Source organism: Kitasatospora sp. NPDC088548 (genome assembly GCF_044753005.1).
Lineage (GTDB): Bacteria > Actinomycetota > Actinomycetes > Streptomycetales > Streptomycetaceae > Kitasatospora.
On the sequence record NZ_JBIVMI010000028.1, the window covers coordinates 44,342 to 58,871 of the forward strand.

The following is a 14,530-nucleotide window of genomic DNA, read 5'->3' on the forward strand; positions in this document are numbered from 1 at the left end:
GGCCGGGCCCGCCCACGGTGCTAGGTGCTACTGCTCGGGCCAGCCGTGGAAGGTGTGGCCGCCCGGGTTGGTCAGGGCGCCGTGGATGCCGGCGCCCGGGTACGGGATCAGGTCCTCGGGGAGTTCGTGCTCGGCGAACCAGCGCACGTCCATGCACTTCTCGGGCTCGCGGTTCTCCGGCTCGCCGGTCCAACCGTGGGCCTCGTAGAAGAGCCCGTAGCGGTCGGGGGTGCCGTCGCCCTGGTGGTGGATCACCGTGTGCAGGAGCACCAGGTCGGCCGGGTCGACGCTGAGGCCGACCTCCTCCTGGAGCTCGCGGGCGGCGGCCTCGGCCAGGGTTTCGCCGGGCTTGTCGGCCTTGCCGGACGGTGCGTGCCATTGGCCGCGCCCGTACACGGCGCGCTGGGTCAGGAGGAGCTTCTCGCCGTCGCGGACGAGGACGTGCACGTCCACGATCGGGCGGGCAGGGGTGTCGGTGGTCTGGTTCATGGTTCTCTCTAACTCGGCTGGACAACAGTGCTGTTGAAGGTAGGGGCGGGTTCGGGGGCGGCGCTGGCGATCCGCTCGGCTACACCCTCCGGGGTGAGGTCGGTGGTGTCGATCAGCAGCACGGGGAAGCCGAGCTGCTCCAGGACCGGGATCGCCTCCCGGTACAGCTCGAGCTCTCGGCGGGTGCTGGCCGCGTCCAGCTCGAAGCGGTGCCGGGTGCCGCGGTGGGCCAGGCGGCGCAGGATGGTGTCCTCGGTGGCGGTGAGGATGACCGACAGGTCCGGGACGTCGATGCCCTGGTTGATGGCCAGCAGGAGGTCGAGAGCGACGCCGTCGACGCGCTGGAGGACCAGGGTGGAGGGCAGGTAGCGGTCGAGGAGCACGGTGTGGCCGACCTCGCGCTTGGGCCGGATCTCGGTGGCCAAGGCATGGTGGCGGTCGGCGGCCACCGCCAGGGCGAGCGCCGTCCCCGTCATCTCGTTGGCCACCTGGCGCACGACCGTGCCGAAGGTGTTCCTGGAGGGCTGGGTGGCGGCGTGGACGGTGTGGCCGGCCGCCTCCAGCGCCGTGACGATGTGGGGGATGGCGGTGGACTTGCCGGAACCGCCGGGCCCGTCGACCGTGATGAACACGCCGGGCTTCGCCGTCATGCTGCCACCGCCTGGCTGCGCTCGAACTGCTGCCGGGACAGGTCGGCCAGGTGCTGGTTCAGCTCGTCCTGCGACAGTTCGCCGAACTGGAGGCCCGTGGTGAAGTTGAACTCGTCGCGGCCGCGCATCGCCTCGTCCGCGCCCTGGTCGGTGAGGTCTACGTCGCTGTAGGTCTGCATCCGGACCGGGTCGAAGCCGTCCTTCACCAGCTGGTCCCACACCGGGGAGCCCGGGTAGGGACGGAAGGTGAACACCGAGGCGCGGAAGGTACCCGGGTGGCGGTCGGACAGGTCCCACAGGTCACGGATGTGCCGGATCGTCGCCTCGGCGTCGGCCCGGGACTCACCCGGGAACCCGAGGATGAAGTAGCCCTTCACGTTGACGCCCTGAGCCAGGAGCCGGCGGGTCACCCGCTCGGTCATGGCGGCGGTGATCCGCTTGTCCATCGCCTCCAGGATCCGGTCGGAACCGGACTCGATGCCGAGCGCAACCTCCCGCAGGCCGCAGCTCACCAGGGTGCCCAGCATGGCCTCGTCTTCCCGATCGAGGACGTTGATCCGACCGGTGGCGTCCCACACCGCCCAGTCCCCGATCCCCGCGCTGGTGAACGCCTTCGTCATCGGGTGGATCACCCTGCGGGCCCCGAGGAAGAGGTCATCGACGGCCCGGAACGCGGTCACCCCGTGGTCGGCGCGCAGCTGCTCCATCTCGGCGATGATGTTGAACGGATCGCGGGCCCGGATCCGCACCTCGGGGTTCTTGCTGGCGGCGGCGCCACAGAACGTGCACTCGTACGGGCACCCCCGCGAGCACACCAGATTGGCTTCCCTGCGGCCATCGCCGGCCAAGTAGGGGTCCTGGGGCAGGAACTCACGCCCGACGAACGGCAGCGCATCGATGTCCGGCGACAGCCACTGGTCGGGGTTGCCGCGGTGGATACCGGTGACGATCCGGTCGAGCATCCGGTCCCGCCACATCACCTTCGGCAGGTCGGCGCGGCGGCGGTGGTCGGCCAGTAACTGCGCGACCCGGGTCTCGCCCTCGCCGATGACCAGGGCCGCGAGGTTGCGGAACCGCGGGTCGTTGAGGACATCGACGGGGGCGGCCTTGGCGTGGTGGCCGCCGGCCATCAGCATGATGTGCGGGTCGAGAAGGTCGGCGATCCGGGCGGAGATGCTGTAGGTCGGGGCGAGCAGGTTGAACGCGGCCCACCGGGGCCGGAGCGTGTTGATGATCTCCGCGGTGCGCTGGATGCCGAGCCCGTGCGCCTCGGCGTCCAGCACGCCGACGTTGAAGCCCTGCTGCTTGGCGTAGGTGGCGATGTACGCCATCCCCAGGACCGGCAGCGTGTAGTCGTTGACCCGAGGACGCTTGTCGTAGTCGCGCAGCGGCGCGTTGACGAACAGCGCGTCCAGGATGCGGCCCCGATCGGCCCCCGCGATCAGGTCAAGGTCGTGCCGTGGTGCCTCCGTGCTGGTCTGTACGGGCATGTGCCCCCCAGGTGAGTGTGGTCAGGGTCAGGGTGTGCAGCGCCCCGTCGGCGCAGCCGGCCAGGCTCCGCCAGTACGACTCGAACGCGCCCTTCTTGAGCGGCGGCCAGTCGTGGCCCGGGGCGATCCGGACGGCCCAGGTGCGGACCGCGAGGTCGTTGTGCGGGTAGAACGCGAAGTCGCCGGTGAAGTCCGCGGCGGCGGCCGCCGCAGTCCACGGGCCGATCTTCGGCACGCTCATCAGCTCCTGCGCCAACGGTCCGGCCGACAGGCTGCTCCAGGCGTCGCCGTGCTGGAGGTAGGCGGTGGCGGCCGCCCGCAACGCGGTCTGGTTGAACGTCGCCTTGACGGCCGCGAAGTCGCCGTCGGTCAGTTCGAGCACCCGGCGCGGGTCCGGGGCGACGAACCGGGGCCCGTGCTCGGTGTCCACGCCGGTGCCGTAGGTCCGGCACCAGGTGCGGTAGCGCTCCCGGGCAGCGCTGGCATGGATCACCTGCCGCAGGATCGCGGTGGTCACCGCGTCCCACAGCCACGGATTCGCCAGACGCAGCGTCGTCCCGAGACCGGACAGGCCCGCGGCGAGGTCGGCCGGAACCGTCTCTGCCCAGCCGCTGGCGTGGGTGGCGACCACGTTCGGCTTGCTGTCCTCCGCCCCCTCGACGCACGCCAGCGTGAGCCCGTCCAGCCCCCAGCCGGTCAGCCACAAGCCGTCGCCGCTGCGCACCAGGCGCGCCGGCGGCGCTTCGGGGCTGGCTGCTTGCCAGGCGGGGTGATCGACCGTCAGAACGGTGCTCATGGTGCGCGCTCCTTGCTTCGGGGCTCTGGTTGGCCCCTAGCTTGCCGGGTCGCGGGCGTGCTGGGTGACCGGATCGGCTGATGGTGCCCCGGCCGGGTAGCGGCGGTGCTCTGGGCACGGCGGTGTCCTTCCTGGTCAGCCGATGAGACCCTGGCGGACGAGCTGGCTGCGCATCGCCATGTACTCGTCCCGGCTCGCCGGGCGGGAGTGCACGGGGACGGCGCCCGACTCGGCCGGGGCCGGCCAGGTGTCGCGACCGGGGAGAAGGTCGGTGGCGGCGTGCGAGCGGGTCTTGAGGCGCGGGCCGCGAAGGAAGAGGCTGACGGTGCCGGGCAGCATCACGGCCTGGTGCACCATCGGGTGCCCGAGCGTGTAGGTGGAGCCGGGCCGTTCTACGGTGACGACGCTGGGCACCAGGTCCGCGCTGGTGAACTCGCCGGTCCAGGAATCGGTCCGGCGACGCATCACGTGGACGTAACCGCCGGCCAGGACGTGGACGGCGAAGTTGTAGGCGTGGTCGTGCGGGACGAGCTGGTTGGCGTGCCGCGGGTTCATGTTCACCCGGATCTCGAACCCTCGTTCGTTGGCCCGGTAGAGCGAGAGGCGGTTGAGCAGCAGGGTGACCCGGCTGGCCTCGAGCCGCTCGGGGTCGTGCTCGATCTCGGCGACGAGCCGGCCGAGCAGTCGGCGGTCGCTGGCGAGCCGGTCCAGGACTGCGGCGGCGGCCTGGCCGAAGTCGCGTAGGCCGGCGCTGGCGTTCATGGCGGGAACCTGGTCGAGCCAGTTCGCGGGGAACCTCACGCCGCACCGCCGAGCAGGGCGCGGGCATCGGCAACCGCGTCGGCGTACTGGCCGGGGGTCAGCGCCATCCCGGCCGGCGTCAGCCTGCTGCGGGCCAGGAGCAGTTGCACGGAGTCCCCGGTGCTCTCGGTGGTGCAGATCCCTCCGGCGTGGCAGGCGAAGACGTTCTCCGGGCCGAAGTGGTGGCGGTACTGCGGGGCGTTGTCGTCCACGTCCTGCTGGTGGCGGTAGGACTCGAGGATCACGTTGCCGGCGAGGGTGACGACGACGGTGGTGTCGGTGAGAGGCCGGGGGGTGGTGAGGTTCCCGGCCGGCAGCCGTAGGTAGGCCGTGGCGCCGCCGGGCAAGGCGTCGTGCAGCAACAGGTGGGTGTAGCCCTGGGTGGTGAACGAGCCGGGCGCGCCTGTGACGGGGCTGGCGGTAGCGAGCAGGGCGAGCACCTGCTCGGTGACTGTCGCCAGCCACCCGCTCACGGCGAAGTCGGGAACGTCTGGGATGTCGCGTACGTCGTTGCTCTGCCCAAGGAGCGCGGAGGCCAGCTGCGGGAGGGGAAAGCTCACGAGGGTCCAGACCTTTCGTCAGTCGCGGATCGGGGCAGCGTTCCGGTCGGCCTTGTCCAAGTCGGCGTCCAGGTCCTCGATGGCGGTGCAGTCAAGGAGGATCGCCACAAGCTGGTTCGCCACCGTCCACCGCAGGACGTCCGGCTGGTCGTACTGGACGACGCGCTCCGGGGACGAGACCAGCCGGGCGGGGTCGAAGACCACGCCCATCACCCCGGCGACGGCCGGGCTCCGCGACCGGACGGCGGTGAACCCCTTCGCGAAGGCGTGGCACTGCTGGGCGGCCTTACGCGCGCAGCCCGTGCACAGCGGCGGGTGAGTGGTGCCCATTCGTTCCGGCCAGTCATCCCAGCCCGGTTCGCGCTGGTTGAAGATCACGAAGAGCATGCCGTCGGCGGTGATGGACGGCGAACCGGCGCAGACCTGGCAGAGGAAGCGGCTCATGCAGCGGCGCTGACGGGCCGCGTTGATCCCGCCGTAGTCCGGAGTGCCCTGTCCTCGCCGCTGCTCCTGCCGGACCCACAGCACGCCGCGGTTGTCCCGGTCGCCGGGGCCCTCATCCTCGTACCGGATGCCGGCGGCGGTGAACACCAGCGTCGGGTTGTGTTCACGCTCGGTGCGCCACGAGCTGACGTAGGGGACGACGGTGGGCTTGCTCAGGGTGGTCACGGGCGGTCCCCCTGGGGGCGCAGTTCGGCCACCAAGTCGGCGCCGTGGGTCAAAGCGCCGGTAGCAGCGGGCCAGACCAGCCAGGACCGGCCGTTGATCGGGCGGACGGCGCCGGGGCGGGGACAACGCAGCAGGGCCCGCGGTCCGGCAGTGACGGCGATGGCGCCGAGCAGGGGCCCGACCTGGTCCAGTGACTGGGGTTCGACCAAGAACTCCCAGGTGCTGCGCGGTTCGCACATCAGTACCGGGCCAACCGGCGCGCCAGCCGCCCGCAAGCGTTCCAACACGGGTTGAGCGACGCTCTCGATGACGCGCACGACATCGAACAGGGGGCCGATGGGGACCTCAGCGAGTCCGCCGCTGGCCCACCCTGACAGCGCCACGCTGGGCCGGGCGCAGGCGGAGGCGAGCCAGCTCACGCCGTGGTGAACGGTGGTGGTCACCGTGCGGCCCCCACCATCTCCGTCAGAGTCCTCCAATGCCACGGGAAGCTGCCTTCCTGGCCCTGAACGCAGCTCAGCCGGTAGTCGGCCTCGACCTTCCACGTCTCGGCGGTAGCGGCTCGTTCGAAGGCGGCGATGCAGCCGTCGAGTACGTGTAGCCAGCGGAGCATCCGGTGGGGCCGGCCTCCGGCATAAGAGGTGACGTCGACTCCGTAGGCCCGACAGAACGCCTGGTAGGCGGCCTCCGCCTCGTCCTGGACATCCGAGAACGGGTCGTCCTCCGTGTAGAGCTCGTGCTGCACAGCCACGGCGGTCAGGTCCACCATCGGCTGACCGACGGCCAGGTCGGCCAGGTCCAGAACGGCGGGCCCGCTCGTGCCAGCCCGGATCTCTCGGGGGCTCAGGCCCGCGTGGATGACGCCCGGCCTGGTCGGCCAGCGCACCTCGTTCCACCAGTGCCCGAGGATGCCGAGCTCGTGAAGCAGGTGGGACTGGATGGCGGGCTTCACCAGGGTTCGCGGGAGGGTCCGGACCCGGACGTGCAGATCGGTGAGCGGCTGGTAGACGGGGACGCCCAGGAAGGGCGGTGGCACCGGGAGGGAGTGCAGGTCGTTCAGCACGTCAGCGAGCTGCTCGGGCGATGCCGGTTGGCCGTCGCCGAGGTCTTCCCAGAACGACACGGGGTGGCCGTGAGCTGGGACCGGCTGCCGGCGCAGCGGCCTGGGCGTCAGCACGCCTTCGGAGCGGGCCCAGTAGGCGATGGCACAGTGCTGCGCAGCTGCCCGGCTGCTCCCCTTGCGGTGGACCTTGACCACCACCCCGGTGCTGCCCTTCCAGACGGCTCGAGGAAGGCGGAAGACGTGTGTGCGGCCGGCCGAGAGCAGCACCGCGCCGGCAGGGTCGAACCCTTCGGCGCTGGCCGCCTTACGAAGTGCCTGTTCGACCACGGTCAGGTCCGCGGCCGGGCTGGTCGCTGTGACGTTCACCTTCTCCAACTCTCCGTTGTCACCGTGCTGTTGATGGGTGTCGGTCTCCCACCGGGGGATGCGGGAGACCGACACGCCTCGGGAGCCGCATCTGCTGCTCACCGAGGGGTGCACCGCCGCTGTCGGCCCGCCCGTGCGAGCGGCGGTGCAGGGCCCGGCGGCCGGGCCGAGCCGCGGCCGGCCGCCGGGGGTTGGTGGGGAGCTGCCCAGCGTTCGGGTGGGCAGCTCCTGGTTCAGGCGCTGGCGAGCTCGGGCCAGCTGTTCAGGGACTGGCCGGGCACGCGCCGGGGCAGTGCCCGTACGGGGGCGTGTATTGGCGCCTCCGCACTGCCTCCGCTGCTCGGCGCGGTCGCCGGTGCGGCGTGGACCAGCTGCCGGTTCCGTGCGACCAGCACACCGAATCGGCGGTCCTCGGAGATGGTCGGCTTCGACCCGATCTCGAACCACACCTTCTTGCCCGCCCCGGTCGGTTCCCAGCCCCAGGCCGTGGCCAGCTCCTCGACCAGGAACAGGCCGCGGCCGGTGGTGCTGGTCTGGCTGGCCTTGCTGACCTCGGGGAGCACCAGGCTGCCGTCCACGACCTCTACCAGCAGCCCGCCGGTCCCGGTCCAGTGGACCCTGACCTCGAGCGCACCGCCGGCGTGCCGGTTGGCGTTGGTCAGCAACTCGCTGAGGCAGACCTTGGCGTCGTAGCACGCGGTCCGGTCGAGCGGCAGGGCGCGATTCGCGATCAGTTCGGTCAGCTGCCGGCGGGTGGCCGGCACGGCCTGGTCGCCGAGCTTCACCTCCCAGGTGGCCAGCGGTACCGGCGTGAGTCGGTAGTCACCGTCCGCGGGCGGCTGCTCAGGGGCGTTCAGTGCACTCATGAGCCCTCCACATGGGCATGACATCGGCCCGTGCGGGCCTCATTGAGGACGAGCAGGGCTAGGAGGACGTCAGCGCTGCTGCGCTCGACGCTCCACGGCGGGGCCGGTGACGGGGAGGGTCCACCCGAGAAGGCCGGCGGCGGCGTCGTGCAGGTGGCGGCGGCGCTGGATGTCGCCAGCGGTTCGCCGGAGCGGCGGTCGAGCTGGCTGCGGCGCGTTGGCGCTGGACTTCATGATCATCCCCTCGTAATTGCCGAACTGCGGACAGTTACGAGTGTGTCCAACGGAAACGGTCGGAACTATCAATCATTCTTGATAGTCCCGACCGTATCCAGATCACTGATTAGTCGTTAGATTCCGGCCCACGCAGCCAGGTTGTTGAGGCTGCGCGGAGAGGAGCGCCGCGCGGAGAGCAGGCCAGCGATCGTGTCACGCACCATCGGGTGGTAGCGCATCTGCTGCGGTGCCATCTCCCGGGCGCGCATCAACCCCTGCAACGCCTTGTCGGCCTTGCCGGTAAGGAGCTGGGACCTGGCGACCTCCGCAAGGTGCGCGGATGCTCGTGACCGTGCCCAGCCGTCCGGGACTACGACTGCTCGAGCAGCTTCGACGGCTTCGTCGTGCCGTTCCTGGTCCGCGAGGATCCCGACGTTGTGCACCTCGACGTTCGTCGGCCCGAAGGACAGCCAGTGCACCGTCTCCGCCGGGCCGGTGAGGGCAGCGAAGCGGCGAGCCTCCGCGATGTGCTGGCCCGCAGCGCTGCCGTCACCAGACCTCGCGGCGATCACCGCGGCCCCCAGGTGAAGCTGCCCGGTGACAGCGTCGCGCACTCGGCCGGCCGGCGCCTGCATCAGGTAGTCCAGGCCGCTGGCGATGAGCCGCCGGCCTGTCGCGACCTGACCTGTCCTGGTGTAGGCGAGCGTGCGGAAGTACTGCCTCGCTCCGGCCAGGATCGGGTCGCTGGCGCGCTGCGCCGCCCACTCCAGCCGATCGAGAGCGATCATGCACAGGTCGGGGTAGCCGAGCTTGCTGGTGACGTCGTAGGCGGTCCGGTACGTCGACGCCAGAACCCGCCAGGCGGCGTCGCTCGGGTCCAGGTAGGCCGCGGCAGTGGCCTCCAGCATCAGGGCCGGGAGCCCCGCAGCGGCCCACTTGAGATCGGTGGCACGGACTCTCTCGCACAACTCCTCTGCTTCTGCGTGCAGTTCAGCGATCGAGCGGGGGCGCACGTCGGGATCCGCCCCGAGGTCGTAGACGTCCATGGCCTCCCGGATGGGCTGGATCAGAACGTCGAGCTCGTCTTGCTGGAGCTCCGTCAGATATGGCTGGCCGGTCAGCTCCACGACCTGGACCCGCAGCGCTCGCGCCACGGCGCCGAGGACCGTGGGGCTCGCAGGAATCACGCCCTGTTCGACCTTGGTCAGGGTGCTGTAGGAGATGGCCGCTTCGGTGGCGAGACCTTGCTGTGTGATCTGGCGCAGTTTGCGGAATCGGGCGATCCGCTCGCCCGTCTGCTCCACGTGTTGGGGCATGCTGGACTCCGTTTCTCGCATACGTTGCGAAGGTACCGCAGTTGACGTCCGGTCACTCCGGCAACCAACGACCTGCCGAGCTCGCCCCGGCGGCCGTCACCATCTCGCAACGCTGTCCTAGACGGCTCTCCACTGCTCGAACCCGGCAAACAGAGACCTGCGACCAGCGGCTCTCTAGTTGAGCAGACCCACCCGGCGGTGACCGAAGAGGTCTTCGGGCTCGTACAGCGCCATCAGCGCACCGTCGGCCCGGTCCGGGCTGGAGACGCCGCGAGCCCTCATCGACTTCTTCGACTCGACCACCGAGGCGCCGGTGCTGTTGGTGGACATGTTCGGGGAGGAGAGCTGCACAGCGCAGTTGTGGTCGACCCGAAGGCGTAGCTTGCCCTGGCCGGTGGCCGGGTCGGGCTGGAGCAGCGCACGGCCGGCCAGCCACATCTCGTCGCGCTTGCGGTACGGACGCATCAGCTGCGCCGGGTCCTCGCGGTCCGCGTCAATATTCTCGCTGACCATCACGCCGACGATCTCGGCGTCGTGCCGGCCTTCCTCGCCCCACCGTTCCAGCATGCTGGTGACGCCGTGGCCCAGGCCGTTGCGGTCGACCTTGACCCGGACCGGGGCACGACTGCCGAGCGCGGCCGCCAGGCGCTGCGCCCGAAGGATCTCCTCCAGGGCCCGTTCGGCGACGTCGACCTGGTTGATGTTGATCTGGCCGCTGGAGGCGTGACGCTGCTCCAGGGCGTCGCCGACGACCCGGTAGATGGTGACCTCGTCGCCGCCGTCGGCCGCGACGTCGATTCCGAGGCGGACCCAGGAGCCGCGGCGCACCGTGTGGGTCGCGGTCTCGCCGACCAGGCCGAGCTGATCGAGCCGGACCCACTCCCGTCCTTCCGGATCATCGGAGTCCTGGGCGGCTTCGATCCAGGCCAGCGGGATCGCCTTGGAGCTGCCGCCCTTCGGGAAGCGGGCGTGGACCTTGGCCTGGACGTACGGGTGATCCTCGCCGTACTCGCGGACGGTGCGGTTCACCCAGTCCATGTTCGGCAGGTGCTCAGCAAGGGAGTGCTTGACGCCGCCGGGCGGGCAGTCCCGGCAGTACGGGACGCGCTCCAGGGTGATCGCCGGCGAGTCGAGGACCCGGATCGGTATCGTTGTGGTGGTCGGCTCCTCGGGGTCGTCGCCCTCGTTGCACAGCAGCTCGAACCACGAGCGGGGGTCGTCAGCCGGCGGGTTGCCGATGGCCAACATCCGGGCGTCGCCCGTCAGCAGGTTGTTGGTGCCGTTGCCGATGGTGCGAGCGATACCGCCGGCCTCGTCCACCACGATGAGCAATTTCGGCGTGCCGTGGATGCCCTGCATCGCGGCTTCGTCGGTCTCGGGCGCCGTGAAGCCGTAGGCGACCACCACGGCGTTGCCCCAGACGTCCGGGATCTTCCACTGCACGGTGTCGCACCAGCCGGGAAGGTTGCCGCGGGCGATCACCTTCCTGATGTGCGGCCACAACTGGTTGCGGACCTGCCGAAACCGCGTCGCCGTGGTCACGATGACCGCGGTGCCGGGCGGGTTGACGCAGCCCATCCACGCGACCAGGCGGCCGGCCAACCACGTCTTGCCGACGCCGAACCCGGCCGGGACGGCAACCCGCTTGTGGTTGACCACCGCGTCCAGGACGTCCCGCTGCTTCGACCAGATCGTCTCTCCGAGGACGTCCTCGGTGAACCCTGACGGGGTGTCGGCCCACAGGCCGTAGAGGGTGCCCTGCTCGCGGCGAACTTCCCGGACGACGTAGCCGAGCTCCCTGGCCCCCAGGGTCTTCACCGTGGCCCGGCGGGCCGCCACAGGTGCGCGCAGCAGCAGGTCGGCGACGTTGGCGGCGTCCTTCGACCTCACGCCCTGGCCGGTGCTGCGCCCTGCTTCCGCCAGGACATCGGCGGTGGCGGTGCGCAGCGGCGCGGCGGTGGTCGACATGCCGGGCACTGTGACCGGCGCGGCCGCCTTGCGTCGCGCGGTCCGGCCGCTCCGGTGCACGTCAGCACCGGGTTGTGCACTCCTTCACCATCGCGTGCTCTCCGAGCACCTCGTACTGCATCACTAGGCCGTCCCCGTCCCGGGGGCGGCCTTCTTCATGCCCTGGGCGCCCGCCCGGCCTGGCCGGGCAACGGCCGGTTCGTCTTGATCACCAAGGAGCAACCGCATGTTCGCGGACATCTTCGTCATCCTGCTGACCTGTCATTGGGCAGCGGACTACCCCGGCCAGACCGACCATCAGGCCCTGCACAAGGCTGACCGGACGGTGCGCGGCTGGATCGCCAACCTGACCCACGCCTTCACCCACGTGGTGATCACCGCCTCGGTGCTGCTGATCGTCGGGCAGGTGTTGCCCGAGGTGCACCCGGCGCCGGCGGCCGCCGCGTTCGGCCTGGCGTGGGTGGGCGCCAGCCACAGCCTGATCGACCGCAGGTGGATGATCCGGTGGTGGATGGAGCACACCGGGCAGCGCGACTTCCTCCAGGCGGGCGGCGCGGCGCACGTCGATCAGGCTGTGCACGTCCTGCTCGGGCTGCTGCCGGCGGCGGTCCTGATCTCGTGCCTGTAGGCATGGAGCGAGCCACGGCGCGGTGCGCTCCGGACGTGGGAGCGGGGCCGGGCGGCACCTACGTCGCCCCGGCCCCGCTGGTGGAGTCCGGCCCTGGGGTGGCCGGGTGCTGCTCCCGGGCGGGTGGGGGTGCCCGGGAGCAGCGGAGGGGGTGTGAGCGGCTGTGGAGGCTGCTCACACCCCCTTGTACTCCGAGGGCGGCGGAAGCGTTACACCTGCTGCTGCTTGGCGGCGGCGTCGCGGATCCGCTTCACGATGGTGCCGACCGTGATGACACTGTCGATGCTGGCCAGGGCGGCGATGTCGGGGTAGTCCATGCTGTACGGCTCCTCGATCAGCGCCATGATCGCGGTGTTGCGGAAGTCCACGGCGACGGCCCGGCGAGCGCGGGCCTGCTCAACCTGCATGCCGTGCTGCGGGAGGTCGGTGAGCGCCTGGTCGACGTCGAGCTCCTCGATCCCGGCGGCCCGCGCGGCGGCGATCCGCTCCGGGCCGGGCTCGGGCGGCCTGGTGGTGTCGAGGGCGGCCCACTGAATCTTGTTGAACGTGGGCCGGGTGATGCCCATCGACAGTTCGAGCCCTCGGGTGCGGTGCCCCTCGTACGCCCACAGGGACAGCGCGGCGGCGTCACGCTTCGACTGGTGCTCCGCGATCACCTCGTCGGCGGCGGCGACGATCTCACCGGCGCGGCGGGCCCGGTCGTCCGGCCGGGCGAGCTTGCCGAGCTCGGCGGTGACCTCGGCACCGGCCTTGGCCCGCGCCTCATCGAAGTCAGGGCGGGCCGGGTATATGAACTTGGGTCGAACCATGGGTGCTCACCTCACGGGGCAGTCGCGGTACAGGGGTACGCGGCTGGGGAATCCCCATCACCGAACAACACAACTGTACCGCACGAAACGCCCAGCGGGTCAGCAGCCGTTCAGCAGCCGAATCAGGGCCGCGCGCTGCGCGTCGGTGACCCCGAGCTCCCACCGGGCCTTGGTGTGGGCGTAGCCGGCCGCGTACGCGCACTCGGCGGCCTTCCCGCCGCCCGGCGCCCATTGGTCGGGGCCCCGCGCGCCCTTGGAGCGGTTCACCCCGGGCAGGGTGGGCAGCAGGTTGTCTTCGTCGTTGGCGAAGTCCCGGCGCCACTCCTCGGTCCAGGTGCTCGCCCCGGACTCCCAGGCGTCGCGCAGCGCCACCCGGTGGTCGATGTCGACGTGTGAGGCCGCGACGGCCGCCCGGGTGCCGGTGTACGGGTCCTGGAGCGTGCCGGACAGGACGATGGTGCACTCGGTCGGCCGGTCGGGGGCGGTCACCTGCTCTTCGAGGGTGCGCAGCAGTACGGCTTGTCGGGAGTCGCAGCCGTCGCCGTCCAGGTCGGCCCACGCGCCGAAGAGGTCCCGGTCGTAGCCGGGCGCGGGCGCGGTCACGGCGGCCGGGAGTGCGGCCACGAGCCGCTGATCGGCGGTGAGGGGCTGCGCGGGAGGCTGAACGGCGGCGACAGCCGCGACGGCAACGGCCGCGGCGACCCGAGCGGCGAGGCGGACAGCGGGCACGGAGGTCTCCTTGGTCGGTGGGAACGGCAGGGCGGGCTGGGTCAGCGGGCGGGGCGTCCGACCGCTGCGCTCAGCACGGCGGCCCCGAGAGCAGCCGGCCAGAACGCCACCCCGGCGGACAGCAGCAGGCCGACCGCGACCGGCTGGTACTCGAACGCGAGCGTCAGCCGGATGTCGTGGCGGATCAGGTGGGGCAGCGCGGCCGCGCCGACGATGATGCCGAGCGCCCAGGTCAGCAGAATCAGGGCGGCCAGCAGGGTCATCGCCGTTCCTTCGGCGGCGGGCCGCAGAGGCACTGTGTGGCCGGCCCCGGGGAGCAGCAGAGGGCCGCGCACTGGCTGCTTGCCGCCCAGGTCCGCAGGGCCTCGGGGGTGGAGCACCGCAGCCGGTGGAGCCACTGCTCGCCGTCCCCGCTCGGGGGCTTCTCCACGTGCGCGAACAGCTCCTCATGCTGGGCTTCGATGCACCACTGGAGCAGCTGCCCGCCGACGCGCAGGAACACGATCTCGATCGGGTCGCCGGGGTCGGGCCGGTACGCCAGCGGTACGCGGAAGGCGGGTACCTGGCCAGCCAGCGCGGCGATGAACCTGATCGCCTCGTCGCGCTGCGCCTGGGCCTGCCGGAGCTGGGCGTGCAGCGTGCTCAGCTCCTCCTCCGCGCTGCTCAGGCGCCGCTGGAGCGCCGGAACGCGGGCGACCTGGCCGCCATGGTCGGCGAGCTGGCACTCGTACACCGCTTCCGCGGCCTCGATCGCCTGGTGAGCCGCCTCCAGTCGCTGGTCCGGGGTGGCGCGGTTGAGGTACCAGAGCCACTGTGCCGGGGTGACCGGGAGTCGCTCGTCGTGGGGCTGCTCCTCACCGACGCGCAGCACCGCGAGCTCCGCCTTCACCTGGTCAAGTTCGGCCGACGCGCGACCGAAGACGTCGGTGATCGTGGCGGCCAGGTCGGCCGGGTCGGCACCGAACGCCAGGGCGCACCGGATGGCTGTCTCCACCCGGTCGCGCGTCGTGGTGGACGCGGCCGGGGTCGGCGGCGGGTTGGTCTCGGGCACGGGATGCTCTCTCAGGGGGCCGGGCGGGCGGCCGGTTCGTGGTGGCAGGGGCAGGTGCAGTCC

Annotated in this window: 18 protein-coding genes; 1 reads left to right on the forward strand and 17 read right to left on the reverse strand. The window is 71.2% G+C overall.

The annotated features are described in order from the left end of the window. Positions 1-27: 27 nt before the first annotated feature. The 13 genes from ACIP82_RS29475 to ACIP82_RS29535 form a co-directional block, all read right to left on the reverse strand. Positions 28-489 (reverse strand): NUDIX domain-containing protein, encoded by a 462-nt coding sequence (locus ACIP82_RS29475; RefSeq protein ID WP_400657727.1) that lies wholly within the window; start codon positions 487-489, stop codon positions 28-30. 8 nt (positions 490-497) lie between these two features. After that, positions 498-1,139 carry a dTMP kinase gene (locus ACIP82_RS29480; protein WP_400657730.1) on the reverse strand — a complete coding sequence of 214 codons (642 nt, stop codon included), beginning with the start codon at positions 1,137-1,139 and terminating at the stop codon, positions 498-500. Beyond that, entirely contained in the window at positions 1,136-2,629 is a 1,494-nt protein-coding gene (locus tag ACIP82_RS29485; protein ID WP_400657732.1) for a B12-binding domain-containing radical SAM protein, read from the reverse strand. The genes ACIP82_RS29480 and ACIP82_RS29485 overlap by 4 nt, the downstream gene beginning before the upstream one ends. Next, positions 2,586-3,425 (reverse strand): hypothetical protein, encoded by an 840-nt coding sequence (locus tag ACIP82_RS29490; protein WP_400657734.1) that lies wholly within the window; start codon positions 3,423-3,425, stop codon positions 2,586-2,588. Before ACIP82_RS29490 ends, ACIP82_RS29485 begins: the two co-directional genes overlap by 44 nt. A 135-nt stretch (positions 3,426-3,560) precedes the next feature. Further along, positions 3,561-4,187, reverse strand: a complete 627-nt coding sequence (locus tag ACIP82_RS29495; RefSeq protein ID WP_400657736.1) for a hypothetical protein — start codon at positions 4,185-4,187, stop codon at positions 3,561-3,563. Positions 4,188-4,222: 35 nt separating this feature from the next. Beyond that, positions 4,223-4,786: a hypothetical protein gene (locus ACIP82_RS29500; RefSeq protein ID WP_400657739.1), complete on the reverse strand. Its 564-nt coding sequence runs from the start codon at positions 4,784-4,786 to the stop codon at positions 4,223-4,225. Positions 4,787-4,804: 18 nt separating this feature from the next. Then, positions 4,805-5,455, reverse strand: coding sequence for a hypothetical protein (locus ACIP82_RS29505; RefSeq protein WP_400657741.1), 651 nt, complete (start codon positions 5,453-5,455; stop codon positions 4,805-4,807). After that, positions 5,452-5,898 carry a hypothetical protein gene (locus tag ACIP82_RS29510; protein ID WP_400657743.1) on the reverse strand — a complete coding sequence of 149 codons (447 nt, stop codon included), beginning with the start codon at positions 5,896-5,898 and terminating at the stop codon, positions 5,452-5,454. Before ACIP82_RS29510 ends, ACIP82_RS29505 begins: the two co-directional genes overlap by 4 nt. After that, positions 5,895-6,884 carry a phosphotransferase gene (locus tag ACIP82_RS29515; RefSeq protein WP_400657745.1) on the reverse strand — a complete coding sequence of 330 codons (990 nt, stop codon included), beginning with the start codon at positions 6,882-6,884 and terminating at the stop codon, positions 5,895-5,897. The genes ACIP82_RS29510 and ACIP82_RS29515 overlap by 4 nt, the downstream gene beginning before the upstream one ends. A 233-nt stretch (positions 6,885-7,117) precedes the next feature. Further along, positions 7,118-7,750 (reverse strand): ATP-binding protein, encoded by a 633-nt coding sequence (locus ACIP82_RS29520; protein ID WP_400657747.1) that lies wholly within the window; start codon positions 7,748-7,750, stop codon positions 7,118-7,120. 69 nt (positions 7,751-7,819) lie between these two features. Continuing rightward, a complete protein-coding gene (locus ACIP82_RS29525) occupies positions 7,820-7,984 on the reverse strand; it encodes a hypothetical protein (RefSeq protein ID WP_400657750.1) in 165 nt (54 codons plus the stop codon). A gap of 116 nt (positions 7,985-8,100) precedes the next feature. Then, on the reverse strand, positions 8,101-9,282 hold the full coding sequence (locus ACIP82_RS29530; protein ID WP_400657752.1) for a helix-turn-helix domain-containing protein: 1,182 nt from the start codon (positions 9,280-9,282) through the stop codon (positions 8,101-8,103). 174 nt (positions 9,283-9,456) lie between these two features. Beyond that, positions 9,457-11,250 carry a hypothetical protein gene (locus tag ACIP82_RS29535; RefSeq protein ID WP_400657754.1) on the reverse strand — a complete coding sequence of 598 codons (1,794 nt, stop codon included), beginning with the start codon at positions 11,248-11,250 and terminating at the stop codon, positions 9,457-9,459. Between the two features lie 226 nt (positions 11,251-11,476). Between ACIP82_RS29535 and ACIP82_RS29540 the strand changes: the two genes are divergently transcribed. Beyond that, positions 11,477-11,878 (forward strand): DUF3307 domain-containing protein, encoded by a 402-nt coding sequence (locus ACIP82_RS29540; protein WP_400657756.1) that lies wholly within the window; start codon positions 11,477-11,479, stop codon positions 11,876-11,878. Positions 11,879-12,087: 209 nt separating this feature from the next. Here the strand turns inward: ACIP82_RS29540 and ACIP82_RS29545 are convergent, their stop codons facing one another. The 4 genes from ACIP82_RS29545 to ACIP82_RS29560 form a co-directional block, all read right to left on the reverse strand. Continuing rightward, entirely contained in the window at positions 12,088-12,687 is a 600-nt protein-coding gene (locus ACIP82_RS29545) for a hypothetical protein (protein WP_400657759.1), read from the reverse strand. A 99-nt stretch (positions 12,688-12,786) separates the two neighbouring features. After that, a complete protein-coding gene (locus tag ACIP82_RS29550) occupies positions 12,787-13,416 on the reverse strand; it encodes a DUF1524 domain-containing protein (RefSeq protein WP_400657761.1) in 630 nt (209 codons plus the stop codon). Between the two features lie 41 nt (positions 13,417-13,457). Then, a complete protein-coding gene (locus tag ACIP82_RS29555; RefSeq protein ID WP_400657763.1) occupies positions 13,458-13,679 on the reverse strand; it encodes a hypothetical protein in 222 nt (73 codons plus the stop codon). Beyond that, positions 13,676-14,467, reverse strand: a complete 792-nt coding sequence (locus ACIP82_RS29560) for a hypothetical protein (RefSeq protein ID WP_400657765.1) — start codon at positions 14,465-14,467, stop codon at positions 13,676-13,678. The genes ACIP82_RS29555 and ACIP82_RS29560 overlap by 4 nt, the downstream gene beginning before the upstream one ends. Positions 14,468-14,530 lie beyond the last annotated feature (63 nt).